Source organism: Pantoea sp. EKM101V (genome assembly GCF_011800325.1).
In the GTDB taxonomy this organism is placed as follows: Bacteria; Pseudomonadota; Gammaproteobacteria; order Enterobacterales; family Enterobacteriaceae; genus Pantoea; species Pantoea anthophila.
Window position 1 is genome coordinate 762,346 of sequence record NZ_JAALFP010000001.1, and the last position, 17,639, is coordinate 779,984.

Genomic DNA, 17,639 nt, shown 5'->3' on the forward strand with positions numbered 1-17,639 from the left:
ATCAGTGCATCAGGCAGCCAGCATCTCCGGCAGCAACGTCCGGACTTCCTGAGCCTGGTGAATAAAGGCGAGCATCAGGGCGTTAAACGCAGCCGGCGTTAAACCGGCCAGCGGCTGCTGATAACAGAGCCGCATCTGCTCCTCTTCATCCAGCGCCAGCCAGCATCCACGCATTGCATACATGTCAAAGTTGAGTTTCATTAACCGCTGCCAGGTCACGAGCTGCGCGGCAAGCCGCGCTGAGGCGAAGAGCTGGCAATGCAGCAGTAACGTATCACTTCCCGGCGGAAGCTCCAGCACTACCGCCTCCCGGCCCTGCTCATCCTGCAACGCGCAGACGCCGTTGTCGAGCGTCAGAGCAATGCCCTGGCGGCGACCAAAATCGTCGAGCAGCCGCTGTACCTCTTGTTGCTGTATCATCTTCAGCTCCTGTCAGTGTAAGGGGTGATTCGGGCTTAGCGTCGCCCGCGCTTGTCCTGCTGTCCGGCATTCGTTAACGCGTCCACCAGCGTCTGGCTGGCATGGGTTATATCGCCCTCCAGTGTGAAGGCGACAGGTGACCGCTGATTAACACCATAGTTAAAGGTAATTTTCCCCAGGTTACGGCTGATACTGACGCTGGCGGCACTGCTGCCCCCGGCGACAAACAGCGGCACAGAGATCCCCTCCTGCTTGGTATTGGTTTCACTAAAACCAATCGATTTAACCCGCAGGTATGTCCGGTCGCGCAGCAGCGCGGCGACCCTCTCCGGCTGGGTTTCCTGACGCAGCCACGCCTGCTGAAGGGCATAGCGCTGTTCATCATGCAGCTCAAGGGTGACCACCGCCTGGGTGTTACGGTTTTTTTGCAACTCGCGGATGATGGCTTTAAGCATGGGCTTCTCCTCCATAAAGCGGCTGATTGCCTCTGCGGCACTCTCTGGCAGTTCGCTGGCGAAGAGGCTATGCACGACATGCATCAGATTATTGCGGTCTACTTTGCGCAGATTACTGTATGTGCTCTGATACTCGGCACTGTTGAGCTGATGGCAGTGCAGCGCATGCGCACGGCGCTGCAAATCCAGTGCCCGGGCACTGTTAATGACGCCATACTGGCCATTTCCGGCTGGCGTCAGCGCCAGCAGATGGGTCAGCAGTTTGTCGAGCCTGTTCGCTGTGGCCTGCGACTCATCCTGAAGAAAGGTACTGAACCTGTCACTGCGTGCCTGTGCTGAGGCCGTTGTCGTGCCGTCCGCCTTATTCAGCGCCTCAAGCCTCTTTTTTTCGCCTTCAGACAGCGGGCGCAGGGTGCCAGGATGCGCCTGGCGTTCGCTCAGGCTCTTTTTCAGCAGCACGTTCAGACCTGCAGAGCCCTCACTTTTCACTTTCTCTGGCGCGTTGTCCGCGTCTCTGAGCGCCTGCAGCAGCGCATTGGTCTGCGGATCGTCAAAGTGCGTCTCTGCCTGCTCGATCAGCTTCTCCAGCTGGCGACGCTGAACAGGCTCCGCCCGGGCGATATCTATACTCATGCTGTGTCGGGTGCGGTTATCCATACTGGCCTGAATCGTGGTGCTGTTGACGCCAAACAGGGGGATACGCAGCCCGGATGAAGGACTCGCGGTAATGCCCACCCCGCCATTCAGACCAATGCTGGCGCTGACGGTGTTGAACATCCGCAGACGGTTATCACTGCGGCCCAGTGTACTGCCCGCCTCGCTCCGGGTGGTGGCACGCTCACGCTGCGCATTCAGGATATTCGTTCCCATCTGCGCCATGCCACCCGCGCGGATCATCACACGATTTTTCCTGCCTTCTCCGCCACTGATGGGATAGCGCAGGCCGCCACTGGCCAGCGCCATCGCAGTGGCATCCACGTTAAAGGTGAGTGTCGTGCCCTGCTTCACTTTATGACTGACACCTTTTTCCAGCAGTTCACCGGGATGAAGTTCACCCTGAGTCAGCTGCGTGATAAAAGGCTGAAGTTCCGCCTCGCTCAGGGTAAAGCTGACGCTGTTCTGTAACTGGCGCTGCAGGGCAATGGCCACCATGCCACCCAGCCGCAGCGAGGGAACGATGCTGCGGTTGCCGCCAGACGCCGGGAGGGTCGTGGCGTCCGGCTGGCTCAGCGGGTTCCAGCCTGCGGCGCCAAGCACCGTGCCGGTGCCGCCCCCGTTCCGGCTGAAGGTGACGTTGATACCAGTTTCGCCGCGGGCGAAACTGGCGCTGTAGGCGCGATCAAGATTGCCCCGCACGCCCGGAATACCGATCACTTCCCCGCCGGGGATGACCGAGAGGGTCACCATGCCGCCGTAGTTGCGCCCAAAGCCGACGTTTTCCCCCGGCTCCAGCGCGTTGAGCGTCGCAAGAAGTTGCGCCGCCATCTGCTGCTGATCGGAGGCTTTCAGAACCGTGCGGGTCGTCATATTCAGGCCGTGGTGCGGCTTACTCAGCGCATTAATAAAAGATTTCATCGCGTCATAGCAGGCCTCCAGCTGGCGGTTATTCACAAAACCCTGAGCGGTGGCTTTCTGCACCAGATTTTCGTCATACTCCTCATCACGTAACAGACGCAATCGCGCTTTGATGGCTGCGATCTGTGTCGGGCTGGCCTGGCCGTGATCAACAGAGGCAGCCATCTGATCCACCACATCGTGCAGGGCGGCCATCATCAATCCGTCGAGGATCAGACGGGATTTCACCAGCCCCATCTCATCATGAGGATCGCGCATTCGCCCCAGTGGCGGCCGCGCCTTCTGGTGCCCGGCCACGACGCCGTTCGCGTGTAGCTGGCCAATCGCTGCCGGGCGCCCCTCACGGAGTGGATAGCGCCGGCAGACTTCATCCAGCCGGGCCAGCAGATTCTCATCATCACTGTACGGGTTGATCGCCTGGGTGGCTGCCCTGAGCCGTGAGGGATGAAACGCCTCTTTTTCACTTCCGTCACCGTGCAGCGCCCCGCTATGCTGACCGAGCAGGCTGCTGTGGTGCTGTACGCTGTCGGCAACCGTGTCGATAAAGGCGTGCAGATGGTCAATAAACGTCCGGTCGAAGGCGCGCGTATCGAGTGCAGCGAGGCGCGCCTGCAGCGTGCCGTACGCTGCCGCGTCAGGCGTGGCCAGCAACGTTTTAAGCCGCTCATAAAGATCCGCCTGTTGCGCATAGAGCGGACGCAGTCCTTCACGCCCCTGCCAGTGATGGCGCGTGGCGTACCAGGCGTTTTTCAGGGGTCTTGGCGTTGTCATCCGGGTATTGAGTAAATGCGCGCCAAGCCGATCGCGCAGGCGGCTGTTGACATGATTACCATCACGTCCGCTCATCCCGGCAATAGTAGTTTCTGCCTTCAGCGTCATGCCACGCACGTTGACACTTTTTGAGGCTTCATCAAGCCGCGCTATCGCTTTCAGCGGCGTCTGTCGCGAGACACCAGGGGGCGGCGCTGTCAGCTCAGATGCCGACATGACCCGCCAGCGGTCCTCATCCGTGAGGGGGGGCAGCGGGCCTGCACCGTCCGGCTGCCCCTCTGCCCTTTCCGGCGACGTTGCGGCCAGCTGCCATATCGCACTGCGCCCCTGTTTGTCGATCACCATCAGCGCTCCGCTGGCACTGTTATGCAGTCGCGCTAAGGGGCCCAGTTGCGGAGGCAGCGTGACTGGCTGCCAGCGTGCATCCGGGCGGCTGCCAGGCGAGGCGCGCCAGTCCGCTTCCGGCATCGTCCAGAGCCTGCCCTGTATGTCGAGGAGATAGAGACTGCGATTCTGATCGGTCGTGATATCGGTCAGCGTATTGCCTTCGCCGTTCGCGGGCAGCGTCGCGCGGGTGTGCGGCTGCGCGTTCGCAATGCCCGCCTTAGTCAGCGTTTGCATCATCCTGTACGCCTGACGACGCCCGGCCTGGGTGCGGTGATATTGCAGGGTGTTGCTTTCACTGATTGCCGCACAGTTTTCGCCATCCAGTGGTGCAATGGCGCGTGCTTTATTGTTTTCGTCAAACCCCGGCAGAGGCAGCTCTACGCTCAGGCTGACGTTTAACTGCCGCAGGGCAAAACGGTGATGCGCGCCGTCAATCCTGTCACTCTTCTGGCTGATTTTTACCCGTGAAGGCAACCCGTCGCGGATCACCCAGCCATTTCCGTCCTGCGCCCGCTTCAGCGTGTCCGCCTTCTCCTGGCTCGCCTCCCAGCGCCCGGCATTTTTATCCCAGGCATACAGTTTGCCTTCATGAACCGTTAACTGTCCGGTGCGGCCCGTATCGACTCTCTCATGCGCCAGGGGATGCGGCTGCAATAATCCGTTGTGATGATCCAGCACCAGACTCTCGCTGAGATTCCAGCGCGCCTCAAACCGCCCCTGCGCATTCAGCACACAGAGATGTTTCTGGTCTGCCTCGCTTTTCACCACGGCCATCAGTTCGCCATCCCGGTGGGAAACCAGGCTGCTTATCATGACCCCAGCCCCCAGCTGCTCTGAGAGGACTGTCTGATTCAGATCAGGCTGTAACACGATCTCGCTGCCCGGCTGCGCTGGCGGGAATGCTGCGCTCCAGAGCGTCCCCTCGCTGTTCAGCGCATAGAGACGTCTGTGATGCAGCGCCATACCGGTGGCGTGAAACGCCTGCCTGTCACCCGCCTGATTCCGGGCGCTGAGGGTTATTTTCTGCTGTTCCTCTTTTTTCGCGCTGAGGCGACTGAGCCACATAACCGACTGTCCGGCAGTTTTCTCATCACTGAGAAGCAGGAGTGCGGCACCGTGCGAGCCGACGCAGTAGGCGGTAATCTTATCGGTTTTTGCCGACTTTTCGCCGCTGGAGAGATTGTGCAGGCTCTTCTTATCGTAAATGGCATACAGCATCCCATCAGGCTGCCTGCTTAACCGGCTGAAACTTTTTTCTTCCTCTTTATCGACCTGTTCCCAGCACATAGCGGCGTCGTTAAGCCGATAGAGCCGCCCGCCATGCTCCCGCCATGGCTCCGACACCGGCGCGCCTGACGGGGTCATCCCGGTTTCCTCGTCATCTGAGGGTTGAGGGATGTGATGAAAGATGCCGGTCATCAGCGCAGAGACTGCCGCATCCGGTAGCGCCGCAAGCCGCTGCGGCGCGGTCAGCTGTGGCCAGGCAGGCATTGGACGGCTGCTGGTCAGACCGATAAACATCGTGGGCGACCCCTGCAGCGAAAAGAGCCTGCCGTCAGGGGCGATCAGGCCGTGCTGGCAATCGTCGTCGCTGGCCTGATGCGCCAGCCAGCGAAACTGCGGACTGGCCAGCGTTTCGCTGAGGAGAGCGGTAAGCGATTCCGACGCGCTACGGATGACGTTTAACGTGCCATCCTCTGCCAGCGCCAGTCGGGCAGACTGCGGCTGCAGACCGCCCTGCCCGGTGGTCGCCTCCTCTTCGGCCGCACGGAACGCCTGCTGCTGCAGTGAATTGCGCTGGCTCTCCTGCAGCGCGCTGTAGCGTTCTTCTGCAATGGGCGAAAGCAGATGGCGGCGGCGTGACGGCCAGGGTTCCGGCTCAGTCATCGGACGTAAGGGGGGGACCTCGGGCGCGGCGTCACTGTGACGCCTCTCCACCGCCAGGTCGCGGCGGTTCAGCTCCGGCGGGCGGGTGCTCTCTGGCACATCGGGCGGGGGCTGGCGGCGGCACTTATCCCGCAGGCGGCTGAGGCTCTGGCGCAGGCTGCCTGTGCGCTGGCGGGCATCCGCTGCCCGCTGGCGCAGGGCTGGCGCGGGCTGACGGCTTACCTCCTGGTGCAGGGCGCCACCTGCGGTCTGCTGCGGGCGGCGGGAAAACTGACGTAGTGGAATAGCGTTATCGCTGCGGGCAGGCGACACAGATTGCGTCGCACGCAGGCTTCCCGAAAACGGGAGGTGAATCGCCATGGTTGATCCTCGCTCAAATACGGCCCCGGCGATCAACCGGGGTCTGAGACTACCGAATGCGGTCAGTTATCTACGGCTATCCGCGTAAAGTCATCCGGACCATTACGCAGTTGGGGTTGCCACCAGATGGTGAGGGTGTGCAGGTCGGATGAGGGGCGGCAGCTCACCTCGTTGCACCCGGCCTGTGGCCGTGCGCAGGCACTCAGCATCAGTGCGGCGGCGGCCAGCCCGATTGTTCTCAGTAACATGCTTTTTCCTTATCAGCTCAGAAGACGTTTTTGGCGGGTGCGCCGCCTGATGCAGAGAGCAGCGAAGCGCGCGACGGGCGGGCCGGCGCATGGCTGTCAAACGCCACAAACACCTCTGCCGATTCACCCGGCCGCAATTCCCCGCGTGGCCAGACCCCTACCGCCAGCGTGCGGTCACTGCGGCACACACTCTCATCAAACCGCTGCGTCTGACGCGTGTTATTGGTGATCACCCCGACGGTTATCTGTACGCTGCTGTTGCCATACCACTGATGGCGGCGGAAATCGCTGCCGAACGCCCCCGGAATACGACAGAGTGAGGAGAGCGTCTGGCCTGTGCCGCCGCTGGTCATCCCCGTCGGCACACGGTTCAGTGCCAGGTCGCGCATCGCCCCTTCGACCATCCCTTTGATGTCGGTATATTTATGACGGTTGCTCACCTCATCCATCGCATTATTCAGCTGTTCGCGCGACTCGGCGGCGATATAGCGGGAGGGGTCGACCTGATCGCCAATCAGATGCGGCGTGATGATAAACAGCCGCTCACGCTGAGAGGTTTCATAGCGTGTTGAGGTAAAGAGTTTGCCGATCAGCGGAATACTTCCGAGGATCGGGATACGTCGCTCGCGATCGCCGGTTTCTTTAGAATGGAATCCCCCCAGCACCAGCGAACGACGCGCCTCCACCAGCGCCTGGGTACTGACCGCGGCATTGTGAGTTCCCTGGGCATCGCCCTCGTCATCTTTATCGAGCTTGCCATCTTCTACATCCACAATGAGCTGGATGGCCGATTTCTGTGAGGTGCTGATCGCGCGTGGCGTGACCCGCAGGCTGGTTCCGGCGGTGACAGACTGAATATCAGCCACCCGCTCGCCAATGGCGCGAATAAAGGCGGTATCGCTGAAATCAATCACGGCCGGCTGATTCTCCAGCGTGAGGATGGTGGGGTTAGCGATGATTGATGCCGTCCCTTCCCCCTCCATCGCTTCGATGCTGGCAAAAAAGCGCTGGAAATCGGTAACAAACAGGGTGCTGGCACCGGAGAGCATATTGGCACCGCTGACGACGCTGCCAAACTGACCGGCCAGGTTGCTGGAGAAGCGCTTCAGCGCGCTGCGGTCAATATCGACGATCACCGCATCGATTTCGATCAGCTTCTGCGGCACATCAATGGCGCTGATTAATGACTGATAGGCTCCCCGGGTTTTCGGATCGTCACGGACCAGCAGCAGGTTGTTACGGACATCCGCCGAGACTTTCCCCGCCAGCCTGCTGGCTGACGCTTTTTTACGTCCGGAGACCGGGATATTGCGATTAATCAGCTCATTGAGCACGCTTTGCGACTGTTCACGCGAAACCTGTTCATCCTCTCCCTGCCCCGATGCCTGGCTGCCGGAAGAGGCATTGCCGGCCTGCCCCAGCAGCTCATTCAGGATAGTTGCCACCCCCGGCACCCGCAGTTCCTGATCGCGATAGCGGATGGTGCGATCCGCCACGGCGGCGTACCGTAGCGGAAATGCCATCATATCTTTGTTACCCTCGGCTTCAGGTTTACTCTCCGATTTACGGGCAAATTCCGTTATCTGACGCACATACTCCGGCGGCCCGGTGACCAGAACCACGCCCTCATCGGGCAGCTCACCCCAGCCGAAGCGGGGCTCCAGCAGGCCGACCCCGCGCAGCGCCTCTTTCAGATCGGGTGCCGCTTCCGGCGAAATCTCAATACGCTGGGAGGTCTGGGCAGCCTGTGGGCTGACGTAGAGCGTGCTGTTGTAAACATACCACTGAAAGCGATACTCAAGCGCCAGGCGATTGAGGAACGCCTCTGGGCTTTCTGCGCGCAGTTTACCCGTGACATTGCTGTCGGGCAGCGTGCCCAGATTGACCTCGACACCAAAGCTGCTGGCAAAGTCATCAAGAATAATGTTAAGCGGGGTGTTGTCTGCCGAGTAGGCATAGGCACCGCTCTTCCATTCATCCGGCACCCGGGCGCAGGCGTGGCCCACACTCAGTACCAGCAGGGTAATGACCGCCAGCAGGCGGCCCGGAAAAGAAAAGGTAAACACGCCTGACTCCTTGCTGACAGGGGCTCAGTTAACAGCGTCGATAATCGCTTTACGGATGCCAAACTTGAACTGGGTATATTGCGAACTCGCCCAGCTGGCATTGGACATATCCTGCAGGCGATTCTGGAAAGCATACATATCCGCAATGCTGAACGATTCGCCCGAGATATCGCGGGCAAACTGATAGGCTTCATGATGTTTGCGGTGGGAGTTGGAAGAAAGCTGACGCTGGAACAGATCGTTTGAACTCATGATGGTGACTCCTCTTGTTAGGCACCCCTGTTAAGTGGCGCAGCACGCAAAGCAGTTCCACAGATTTTTTGTTTTTTTATGTGCTCTCCTCTGCCAGCGCGGGTGCGAGCTGCTGATGCAGCGTCCGCCAGTCCACGACCAGCTCACCGGTGTCGGTTATCAGCCGCAAACGATCGGGCTCAAGCGCCGGGTCGGCGTACAGCGTCCAGCGCAGCGACGGCTGCGTGGCCAGCCAGTCGGCAATCTGCTGCACCTGCCCGCTGGCGCAATAGAGCGTAGCCTGCTGCTGACGCGGAGAGTGACGCAACAGCTGTCTGATCAACACCTGAAACCGGCGCTCATCGTCCACCTCATCAAGCAGTTGCTGCAGCGCCTCGTTAACGACCTTGCCGGCCAGTACCACCAGCTGTGCCTCTTCGGCGGTGCGCTGATGCTGCCAGTCAGTGAGGAGCGTCTGCGCCTGCTGCCAGAACAGGGCTTCCCATTCGCGCAGGCTGGCCTCTTTTTCAGCCTGCGCTTCGGCACGGGCCTGTTCACGGATCGCCTGCGCCTGCTGGTGCGCCTGGCGGATAATGGCAGCCGCTTCCAGCCCAAGCGCAAGCGCCTCGCGGCGCAGCAGCGTACCCGATGACGGGCTGCCCTCCGGCAGGGAAAGGCTTTTAAGTTTCCACATTGCGCATCGCTCCCGAAGGATGTTGCACCTGCCAGAGCGCCACTTCCAATAAGGGGCGCAGGCGGTGATCGGGCAGTGAAAGTGCCGGGCTTACCGGCGCTTCCTCTGCCGGAAAAAGCAGCCGCAGACGCGGCCAGATTGTCGGGAATAACGCCTGCAGCAGGCAGAGGCTGTCGGCACTGCCGCCGGTGGTGAAAAGCCCGGCAGGCAGCCAGCATGCAACGCGCGTCCCCTTCGCCAGACGCCGCAGCCAGATCTTCAGCTCAGCGGAGAGTGGCATGGCCCCGCCGCAAATTTCAGCGACCAGAATGAGGAGTTGCGCGCGCTGCTCAGGGGGCAAATCGCTGATAGCCAGCACCATCGGCTCGGGTGCGGCCAGCTCCCCTGAGATACCCAGCGTATGTTGCCAGCACGAGGCGTGCTGACGCAGATACTGCCTCTGCACAGGGACAGATAAACGGGCCAGCGGTGGCAGACACCAGCTTTCATCCGCCTGCAGCCAGCACTCCGTGTGCCACCAGCGCAGCCAGCGCAGAGCCAGTTCTTCATCGGGTGCAGCGTTATGCATCATGCCTCACTTCGCCTGAGCAGCCAGGCGCTTACGGCTCAGAGCCTGACGAATGAAGGCATTGGCCACCAGTAACAGCAGCAGCACCCCAAAGCATGTTGTAACTACCTTCACCATCCCGTATCGTTCCGGGGTAAGCTGAAACGGCCCCAGCTGCACCATTTCAGGCTTATCCTGCCAGGCTTTCGCTGGCACAAAAACGATCGCCAGGTCGCGATCGTCGCGGCCGACCAGCCCCGGAATACTGGTCGCCACCAGCCGCCGAATACGCGGTTCGATACTGTCCGGATCGAGATTTTCATGATATTTGATAAATACCGACGCGGACGCGGGCTGAACCGGCTCGCCAGGGGCGATACGCTCTGGCAGGACAACGTGCACGCGCGCCACCACGACGCCATCGATCTGTGACAGGGTTGCTTCGACCTCCTGCGACAGCGCATAGATATAGCGGGCGCGCTCCTCCAGCGGGCTGGAGATGACCCCACTTTTCTGAAACACCGCGCCGAGATTGGTTCGCGCCTGATGCGGCAGCCCGGCGGCATTCAGGATATTGACCGCCCGCTCGATATCGCCGCGCGCGACGCTCACGCTTACCCCCTCTTTAGAAACCTGTTTTTCCGCCTCTATCTTAAAGCGGCTCAGTTCTGCCACGACATCATTGGCATCGTTTTCCGAGAGTCCACTGTGCAGCTGCGTCTGGTCGCCACAGCCGGTCAGCAGCAGCGCCAGACACAGGGCGCAGAGGCATTTCATTACGGAGCCATTCATAGGATTCACTGCAGATTGCTGATTTTGTCGACTGACTGAACGGTTTTGGCGATCACTTTGGCGTTCATCAGGCTCTCGATGTAGTAATCAGAGAGTTGCGCATTGGCGCGGGAAAAATCTTCCGCACTGGAGGATCGCGACGCGACTCTGAGATCGTGAAAGGCCTCTTTTTGCGCACGCTGGTTGCCGCTCAGCGATTGCAGGATATTGACCACCACGCCGGGTTCCGAAGCGGTCCCACTGTGACCGTCAGGTGCCGGGCCATTCAGCTGTGCGTTAAACCATTGAATATCCCCCTCCGACGGCGGATCGCTGTACATCTCAACTGAGGGAACCGGTTCGGAGGTAAGTGAAGAAGATTGAGAGACTTTCATCCGTAGCACTCCTGTGGCATGAAAGAGCAGGGAGACAGGAACTGGCCCCCTGCCGGAGCGGATTAATACTGAATTTTGACCTGGGCAGCCGCAGAGGCAGCCTGCGCATTACTTTCGGCGATGCCGTTAATGCGCTGGAACTCTACATCACGATCCATTTTATCGGCCTGATTTTCCTGCATTTTGTCCATCGCCTGCTGTGACCGGACCATATATTTCGCACCGCTGTAGGCTCCGGCAACCTGCGTGTAAGCAGACGCTGCGTTGGTGATGCCGTTAGAAAGTAAGCTCGCACCTGACATAATAATTCCTCGCGTTGATGATGAGTTGTCGTTGGGTGTTGCCTTCATTAAGTAAAAAAGGAGGCGATCCGGTTCCATCGCAAAGTAAATATTTCTGCCGGTAAGGCGTCTGGCCCACCCCGGGTGAGGCGGGCGACTGGTCAGGCGATAAGTTTCAACAGCTTCAGGCGGTGATAGAGGGTACGTCTGGGGATACCTAATTCAAGAATGACATCGTCGATACGATGATCGTGGCGGTTCAGGCAGTCGTGGATCAGGCTGCGCTCAATGCGCCGCATTCTCTCCTTGAGTAATCCACCCCCTTCCTGCCTGATCTCACTGCACAGCGGCGGCAGGCCCAGCACAAAGCGTTCAGCCGCCGCTTTCAGCTCGCGGATATTTCCCGGCCAGCTATGCAGCAGCAGGGTTTCATCAAGCGCGGGCGACGCTGGCGGCAGTGGCTGATTGAGGCGCAGCGCCGCCTCCTGGGTAAACTGGCGAAACATCGGCAGAATCAGCTCCGGTCGTGATCGAACGGTTGGCGTGGCAATTTTAATCGTGTCGAGGCGAAAGAAGAGATCCCGGCGAAAACGCCCCTGCGCTACCAGCTGCGCCAGCGGAATCTGCGAGGCGACAACGATGCGCAGATCCAGTCCGATACTTTTAGTGCTGCCCAGGCGCTCCACCGCGCGGTTCTCCAGGACGCGCAGCAGCTTGGCCTGCATCGTCAGCGGCATACTGTCAATTTCATCCAGAAACAGCACGCCGTGATTGGCACTCTCTATATATCCCGCCCGGGAACTGCTCGCGCCGGTATACGCCCCGGCCATGACGCCAAACAGCTCGCTTTCGGCCAGCGTTTCCGGAATGGCTGCACAGTTGACCGGCACCATCGGGCCGCGACAGCCGGACAGCTGATAGAGCCGCTGGGCCAGCGCATCTTTCCCGGTGCCCGTTTCTCCCTCAATTAAGACATCGATGTTCAATGGCGCAATCGTATTCAGAATCTTATACAGATGGGTATGGATATCGGTTACGGGTTCGGCATCTCCCGTCACTACAGAGGAACGGGAATCAACCTGACGTAAAACGCTATCCGCCCTCTCCTCATCAACAGTCGCCTGGCCTGACTGTGTCCTGTAAAGACGAACCATACATTCTCCGTTAGCTTCACTTAAGCGCGTCTTACAGAAGACACGCGGATAATTCAGCACGTTTGGAAATTCCGGAAGCAGAGCCTGATGTAAAGAATTACAAATTTACCGCGGCTTCACTCTCACTCAATCTGTCCAGGCCCGCTATCAGTCCAGGATTATTGTTTTGTAGGGATTGACGTGCAGCCGGTAAGGATTACCTTACAGGATTTAATAAAAAATCTTATCAAACATGAAGATATGATTTTCCTGAAGGCGCCTCTGCGTGGTGAGAATCTGAACCCGTATCACAAAGAGAATATTCAGCCTGGAACCAGCCCGGAACAATCGCCACTCACAGTGCGAGGTAGCATCAGCCTGAAAAGTAAAATTGTGCAATCGGCAGAAAATAGGATTGCAAAATATTACGGCTTCAGCGGCTGCCCATTTCATCACTGACTGATTAATACTGAGGAGTAACATCATGAAAATTCCAGGATTGGGTGGGGGTGCGGCAAATGCGAACAGAGTCGATCTGTCGTCGGCCACAATGCCCGGCAAAGCGGGAGGCACTCCGGCAGGTAAAGCTGATTTACCCGATCAGCCGGGTAAATCATCGTTATCTTTTCTTGATAATGCGAAAACCAACCCCCTCTCGTTTGCCAGTAACGCCTTTGGCGGCCTGAGCACGCTGGCTTCGCTGACCGGTTCAGGCGGCAGCCAGAACAATAGCCCGTCAAAAGGAGCCAGCTCGCCTGACGCTCTGGGCGGCGGTGGCTTACTGCAGCAGATTATGATGCTGACCGGCCTGCAACAGCTGCTGGGCGGGGGAAACAAAGCGCAGCAGCCGGCGGAAGCGACGACCCCGGCGCCGTCACAGGGCGCGAACAGTAGCAGCAATCCGCTTGAGCAGCTGATGCAGATGCTTCAGCAGTTGCTCCAGCAGATGATGGGGGCTGATAAAGGTAAAGGCGCAGAGAGCGGAGAATCCGGCGGTAATGCCCCACAGGCACCGGGTCAGGGCGCAACGGATAATGGAGGCCAGGGTGGCATGATGCAGAACCTGCTGTCGCTGTTGGGGCTCTCTTCATTGTTGCAGGGGCTGCTGGGCGGTGGCGAGGGGCAATCTTCCGGGAAAAATACGCAAAGCTGATGCAGGGGAAACTCTATGGTGATGAATATACCTGGCGCAGGCGGCATCACGCCTGCGTTTTCACCCGGCAGGCAACTGCCGGGTAATCTGCCCTTGCCCGCTTTCCAGTCCGGCGCTTCGCTGGCGGGTGCGGGGCGTGATCTTCCCGTCTCCTGGGCCAGTGCAGGCGGAACCCCGCTCGCGGGGCTGACCGATCCGACGTGCCAGCTGGATCAGCTGTTATCCCAGCTGGGTTCAGGGGCGCTGGTCGATCCGGCCGCCGCTGATGAAGGCGCGCTACCCACGGCGTTATTTGTCAGCGAAACAGCCGGTGAAAACGTTCCGCAGGCAGCGGGCGATGGCGTGCGGAGCAGTGAGAAGGACACCCGCGTCAGGCCGACAGAGGAGAACCTGACGGGCCGCCCGCCGGGGGATAACCGCAGCGCCGAACAGATCATTGATGAGAATCCGGTGCTGAAAAACCTCGGAAATCAGAAAGATATCAAGCGCGAGCAGCTTAAGGAGCGCTTCGGCGACTGGACGGATGCCAATAAGGATCCGAAGAGTCGTGCTGATGCAGCCTATAACATGGCCTGCGTGCTGAACAGCATCAAAGGTCTTAACGCCCGCGACGGCAGCGAGCGAAAGGAGATCTCAGCGAACGACAAGATTGAGGGCATCACCAGGGATGGCGACGCCCGCCACGGTACCGAGGCGGGTGTACTGAAGGATATCGCCGAGCAGGGGCTGAAGATGCTGCCGGAGAATAAACAGCTGCCACAGACGAACGATACGCATGTGCGTCCGGATGGAACCAATAAAGATAACTTCCAGTGGGGGATGGGTGAGTTTGGCAAGATATTGTCGAATATCCCCATCCTGAAATCTGTTGCTGCGCCTTTCTTTAACAATATTGGTGAGGCGCGCAACGTGGGTGAAGTCTTTACCGGCGGCCTGAAAGGACTCGCCGAAGGCGGACTGAGTGCAGCACGAGGGCCGGTTGGCTGGGGCATTACGGCAGCCACCGATACCGTGCAGATTGCGATGGAGAATGCCGGCGGAAAAGGAAAGAACGATCCGCCACCGTTTGCCTGATCTCTGACAGCTGACGTTTGTCCCTGTAGCCGATACAGGGACTTTTTTTTGCTCAGGCCGCTAGCGTGGTCGCCATAACGCGCGCTTCCGGGGGTGGACAGCGCAGATGCGGGTTACGGCGGACGTGTGAGGCCGCGCAATTCAGGCATAAAAAAAGCCGCATCGCTGCGGCTTTCAGACGGGAGGTATCAGGAAGGTTTTTTCGGTTCGGCGGCTTCTGCCGGAGCGGCGGCGGCTGCCGGGGCTACCGGTTCTGGCGATCCTGCGGCTGGACCGGCGGCGTCTGATGAGGCAGACAACGAGGTTAAGGCGTCTGACAGCGGGATCATCTCTTCGATACGCTCCTCCATGCTGGCTGTTTCTATGTTCAGCAACGCATCAAGGGCTGCCTTATCAGCCTCGGTATGCTCTTTCGGATCTGTCTTTATCGCTTCCGTCGAGGGGAACTCTTTCCACCAGGCATGGGTATCGCCCGTCTCGTGCATCTGTTGTGAGCGTGCTGGCGGGCTGTTTCTCAGCTCGCCGGAATAGCCCGACTGCACACTGCCGTTGTCTGACACGTCTGCTTCTGACGGCGTTGCGGTTCCGGTTCTTTCAGCTGGCGCTGGCGTTCCGGCCGGGGATGCCGCCCTGGCATCCGCGTCTGAGGCTGGCATTGATTCATGCAGGCTCGCTCCGGCGCTGCCATCTGGCGCAGGCGAACCTTCAGGTGTTCCTGCGCCCGAAGCGATATGGGCGTCACCGTCCGTGGTGTCAGTGGCGGCAGATGATGAAGAGCCTGTATTGCCTTCGTCATTCAGGCCCAGTTTGTTTTTCACCGCTTTTTTCAGCTCATCATAGGCAATGGCGGCCGCCCCTTGTGAAAAATAGGCCCCCGCCGCCACCGGGATATAGGCCCCCTGACCTGCAAGTTCACGCACGGCGCGGTTAGCCGGATTTTTCATGACCTCCTCGATACTGCCCAGCCCTTTGGCCATAGACGATGCCATAGCCTCACTCGCGCCTCTTTTCGACATATTTGCCAGTCCCAGCCCGCCGCCCAACGCGAAGCCTTCAACCAGCTGAGAGAGCGCGACAAGATTTCGCACGGCACTGCACCAGGTTTTTGGCGTCTTCGCATTGTTCATCAGAGCATCAAAACGGCCACCTTGCGCGCTATGCCCCTGCCCGCTGGCTAAGGCGTTATAACGTTCCTGCCAGTCAGTGCGGCCAAATAAGTACTCCGCATTATTCAGGCGGTCGAAACGGTTCTGCGCAACCCCACTTGCCGCCCCGGCACCGTAGGTTAAGGCCATACTGGCCATCTGACTGCCAAGATAAGCCGCTTTACCTGCACTCTTCAGGATACTCATGGGTTGCGCACCCGGCGCGTTTTCTGCGAGTGTCTGTGTACCCGCGGAGATCGCTGCGTTAATCGGGTTGCGCAGGTTATACCCTGTCCCACCCAGCGCCGCCTGCTGTGTCTTATGCCCCAGCGTGTCGTGCCTTTTCATTACCTCCTGCATAAAGGGTTCGAGGTAATTTTCGTCAGCCTGCATCCACTTACCCTCTTTAAGGCTGTTATCGACAAGTTTAGAGACAACCGCCTTGAAGGCGACCGCCGTCAGTCCAGCGGTGAGACCTGTCACAAAATCGTGTGCTTTGGTGCCCGGCTCCAGATTGAGCTGATGTGCCAGCAACTTACCCGCCAGGTCACCGGGCACGCCGGAAAGTCCGTAAGCCAGCCCTATCGCAGACTCGGCGAGTGCCGATGTTCGTCTGTCACTGTCGCGGGCGTGTTTAAGCACATCGCTGACATTATCTGCAGTCTGCCCCATTTCATCATGTAGCGTGACAGCGACCCGCTGCATGTGTTCGTGCACGCCGTCGGCACTACTGGATTCATTTTTCAGGACCTGCTCAATACGCGCAATCTCCTGTAGCCGGTTTGCCGCGGCGGCATCAACGCCCGCCGCTGCGCCGGTCGACGCCGTCGTACGTGACCGCAGGGCGATCTCCTCATGTCCGGATGCAGGTGTGCGCCCGTGACTTCTGATTCCATCCATCATTCTCACTCCGCCAGGTTGTGCCGGTTACCAGCAACCGGTCAGTTGATGACTTGCGAAGTGAGTGACTCACCCCGCAACGTGAGAGTTGAGTGCGGCAGGCGCGAGTCCGGTTTCATACCCGAGCGACATTCTTAAGGTTTTGTGATGCACGTCATAAAACGCCCTGTCGGGACGCGGGAATGCGCGACGTCTCAGCCAGCAATAAACTGCGTTTCACACTGCCGGGCAATCTCCCACAGTCGGTTGCGGATCACCTGCTTAAGCTGCAGCGTGGACTGCGACTGAGGCAGGTCGCGCCGGCTGATCAGCATCACTTCAAACGGCAGAGGCTGGGCCACGGGCAGCAATTTCAGCTGGTCGGCATAGCGGCAGGCGGTGAAGAGATCCACGACGCCCACGCCGCCGCCCGCCAGCACCATATCTGCGATGACCGAGTAGGTTTTAATCGATAACGACACGGCGGGGTTCAGTTTTTTATCGCGCAGCGCACGATGCAGAACGCGCCCTAAGGGGTCCTGGGCCTGCATCATCAGCAGATTGTTGTCGCATAACCACGCCAGCGTAACGGGGTCAGCCTGGGGATGATGACGTGGCAGCAGCGCCACCATGGAGGAGTGAAACAGGGGTTCAGCCAGCAGAGCCGCGTCGACCTGCTGACCGAAAACCAGGGCAAAATCGAGCTGATTCTCCAGGATCATCTGGCATAAGGTACTGAAGTGCTCGGTGACCAGTTCAACGCTGACAGAGGCCATCTGCTGCCGCCAGGTCACCAGGGCGGGAGCCATCACCATCTGACCAAATGCGTGAGCCGCCCCGACGCGCACTAACTGCCCTTCGCCGCGTCGCAGCTGTTCGGCGAGCTGAGTAATGGATTGCAGGCGCTGACAGAGTTCGTCGATTTCCGGCAGCAGGCGCCGCCCCTCTGCTGTCACGCTCATCCCCTGAATACGGCGTTCAAACAGCGCAAACCCCAGCTGCTGCTCAGCGTGATTCAGCACCCGGCTGATGTTCGGCTGCGACACATTCAGCAGGCGCGCCGCTGCGCTGATGCTGCCGGTCTGAACGATGGCCTGAAAGACCTCTATATGGCGGAGCCGCATAATTTTTACCCTGGATGGAATAGCGAATAAAGGCGCCTCCGCC

The 17,639-nt window shown here is 59.4% G+C and carries 15 protein-coding genes; 2 read left to right on the forward strand and 13 right to left on the reverse strand.

The genetic code is table 11. The features are described 5' to 3' along the window. Window positions 1-9 precede the first annotated feature (9 nt). The 11 genes from HFD92_RS03670 to HFD92_RS03720 all read right to left on the reverse strand — a co-directional run bounded on the left by HFD92_RS03670 (window position 10) and on the right by HFD92_RS03720 (window position 12,242). The gene (locus HFD92_RS03670; RefSeq protein WP_111208906.1) at window positions 10-420 is read right to left on the reverse strand and encodes a type III secretion system chaperone; all 411 of its coding nucleotides are present in this window, start codon (window positions 418-420) and stop codon (window positions 10-12) included. 35 nt (window positions 421-455) lie between these two features. Continuing rightward, complete coding sequence (locus HFD92_RS03675; protein ID WP_167428310.1) at window positions 456-5,855, reverse strand: AvrE-family type 3 secretion system effector; 5,400 nt, start codon at window positions 5,853-5,855, stop codon at window positions 456-458. Window positions 5,856-5,917: 62 nt separating this feature from the next. Then, the gene (gene hrpT, locus HFD92_RS03680; protein WP_058956625.1) at window positions 5,918-6,103 is read right to left on the reverse strand and encodes an HrpT family type III secretion system protein; all 186 of its coding nucleotides are present in this window, start codon (window positions 6,101-6,103) and stop codon (window positions 5,918-5,920) included. A gap of 17 nt (window positions 6,104-6,120) precedes the next feature. After that, window positions 6,121-8,169 carry a type III secretion system outer membrane ring subunit SctC gene (gene sctC, locus HFD92_RS03685; protein WP_167428311.1) on the reverse strand — a complete coding sequence of 683 codons (2,049 nt, stop codon included), beginning with the start codon at window positions 8,167-8,169 and terminating at the stop codon, window positions 6,121-6,123. A gap of 24 nt (window positions 8,170-8,193) precedes the next feature. Then, entirely contained in the window at window positions 8,194-8,421 is a 228-nt protein-coding gene (locus tag HFD92_RS03690; RefSeq protein ID WP_058956626.1) for an HrpF protein, read from the reverse strand. A gap of 76 nt (window positions 8,422-8,497) precedes the next feature. Continuing rightward, complete coding sequence (gene sctL / locus HFD92_RS03695; protein WP_167428312.1) at window positions 8,498-9,094, reverse strand: type III secretion system stator protein SctL; 597 nt, start codon at window positions 9,092-9,094, stop codon at window positions 8,498-8,500. Continuing rightward, window positions 9,081-9,665 (reverse strand): serine kinase, encoded by a 585-nt coding sequence (locus HFD92_RS03700; protein WP_167428313.1) that lies wholly within the window; start codon window positions 9,663-9,665, stop codon window positions 9,081-9,083. The genes sctL and HFD92_RS03700 overlap by 14 nt, the downstream gene beginning before the upstream one ends. Window positions 9,666-9,668: 3 nt before the next feature. Further along, window positions 9,669-10,433, reverse strand: a complete 765-nt coding sequence (gene sctJ, locus HFD92_RS03705; RefSeq protein ID WP_185185184.1) for a type III secretion system inner membrane ring lipoprotein SctJ — start codon at window positions 10,431-10,433, stop codon at window positions 9,669-9,671. A 5-nt stretch (window positions 10,434-10,438) separates the two neighbouring features. After that, complete coding sequence (locus HFD92_RS03710; RefSeq protein WP_167428314.1) at window positions 10,439-10,807, reverse strand: EscI/YscI/HrpB family type III secretion system inner rod protein; 369 nt, start codon at window positions 10,805-10,807, stop codon at window positions 10,439-10,441. A gap of 62 nt (window positions 10,808-10,869) precedes the next feature. Then, window positions 10,870-11,109 carry a hypothetical protein gene (locus HFD92_RS03715; protein ID WP_058956631.1) on the reverse strand — a complete coding sequence of 80 codons (240 nt, stop codon included), beginning with the start codon at window positions 11,107-11,109 and terminating at the stop codon, window positions 10,870-10,872. A gap of 140 nt (window positions 11,110-11,249) precedes the next feature. After that, window positions 11,250-12,242 carry a sigma 54-interacting transcriptional regulator gene (locus tag HFD92_RS03720; protein ID WP_167428315.1) on the reverse strand — a complete coding sequence of 331 codons (993 nt, stop codon included), beginning with the start codon at window positions 12,240-12,242 and terminating at the stop codon, window positions 11,250-11,252. A gap of 463 nt (window positions 12,243-12,705) precedes the next feature. Here HFD92_RS03720 and HFD92_RS03725 point away from each other — a divergent pair, with 463 nt between their 5' ends. Further along, window positions 12,706-13,374: a hypothetical protein gene (locus HFD92_RS03725; protein ID WP_167428316.1), complete on the forward strand. Its 669-nt coding sequence runs from the start codon at window positions 12,706-12,708 to the stop codon at window positions 13,372-13,374. A gap of 15 nt (window positions 13,375-13,389) precedes the next feature. Beyond that, window positions 13,390-14,448, forward strand: coding sequence for a hypothetical protein (locus HFD92_RS03730; RefSeq protein ID WP_167428317.1), 1,059 nt, complete (start codon window positions 13,390-13,392; stop codon window positions 14,446-14,448). A 188-nt stretch (window positions 14,449-14,636) separates the two neighbouring features. Here the strand turns inward: HFD92_RS03730 and HFD92_RS03735 are convergent, their stop codons facing one another. Beyond that, entirely contained in the window at window positions 14,637-16,496 is a 1,860-nt protein-coding gene (locus HFD92_RS03735) for a hypothetical protein (protein ID WP_167428318.1), read from the reverse strand. A gap of 191 nt (window positions 16,497-16,687) precedes the next feature. Continuing rightward, window positions 16,688-17,596: a LysR family transcriptional regulator gene (locus HFD92_RS03740; RefSeq protein WP_058956636.1), complete on the reverse strand. Its 909-nt coding sequence runs from the start codon at window positions 17,594-17,596 to the stop codon at window positions 16,688-16,690. Between the last annotated feature and the right edge of the window lie 43 nt (window positions 17,597-17,639).

What these genes read in the sequence shown, in the direction of transcription:
- HFD92_RS03670 (WP_111208906.1), bottom strand. Translation starts at nt 420, where the DNA reads ATGATACAGCAACAAGAGGTACAGCGGCTGCTCGACGATTTTGGTCGC.
- HFD92_RS03675 (WP_167428310.1), bottom strand. Translation starts at nt 5,855, where the DNA reads ATGGCGATTCACCTCCCGTTTTCGGGAAGCCTGCGTGCGACGCAATCT.
- hrpT (WP_058956625.1), bottom strand. Translation starts at nt 6,103, where the DNA reads ATGTTACTGAGAACAATCGGGCTGGCCGCCGCCGCACTGATGCTGAGT.
- HFD92_RS03690 (WP_058956626.1), bottom strand. Translation starts at nt 8,421, where the DNA reads ATGAGTTCAAACGATCTGTTCCAGCGTCAGCTTTCTTCCAACTCCCAC.
- sctL (WP_167428312.1), bottom strand. Translation starts at nt 9,094, where the DNA reads ATGTGGAAACTTAAAAGCCTTTCCCTGCCGGAGGGCAGCCCGTCATCG.
- HFD92_RS03700 (WP_167428313.1), bottom strand. Translation starts at nt 9,665, where the DNA reads ATGATGCATAACGCTGCACCCGATGAAGAACTGGCTCTGCGCTGGCTG.
- sctJ (WP_185185184.1), bottom strand. Translation starts at nt 10,433, where the DNA reads ATGAATGGCTCCGTAATGAAATGCCTCTGCGCCCTGTGTCTGGCGCTG.
- HFD92_RS03710 (WP_167428314.1), bottom strand. Translation starts at nt 10,807, where the DNA reads ATGAAAGTCTCTCAATCTTCTTCACTTACCTCCGAACCGGTTCCCTCA.
- HFD92_RS03715 (WP_058956631.1), bottom strand. Translation starts at nt 11,109, where the DNA reads ATGTCAGGTGCGAGCTTACTTTCTAACGGCATCACCAACGCAGCGTCT.
- HFD92_RS03720 (WP_167428315.1), bottom strand. Translation starts at nt 12,242, where the DNA reads ATGGTTCGTCTTTACAGGACACAGTCAGGCCAGGCGACTGTTGATGAG.
- HFD92_RS03725 (WP_167428316.1), top strand. Translation starts at nt 12,706, where the DNA reads ATGAAAATTCCAGGATTGGGTGGGGGTGCGGCAAATGCGAACAGAGTC.
- HFD92_RS03730 (WP_167428317.1), top strand. Translation starts at nt 13,390, where the DNA reads ATGGTGATGAATATACCTGGCGCAGGCGGCATCACGCCTGCGTTTTCA.
- HFD92_RS03735 (WP_167428318.1), bottom strand. Translation starts at nt 16,496, where the DNA reads ATGATGGATGGAATCAGAAGTCACGGGCGCACACCTGCATCCGGACAT.
- HFD92_RS03740 (WP_058956636.1), bottom strand. Translation starts at nt 17,596, where the DNA reads ATGCGGCTCCGCCATATAGAGGTCTTTCAGGCCATCGTTCAGACCGGC.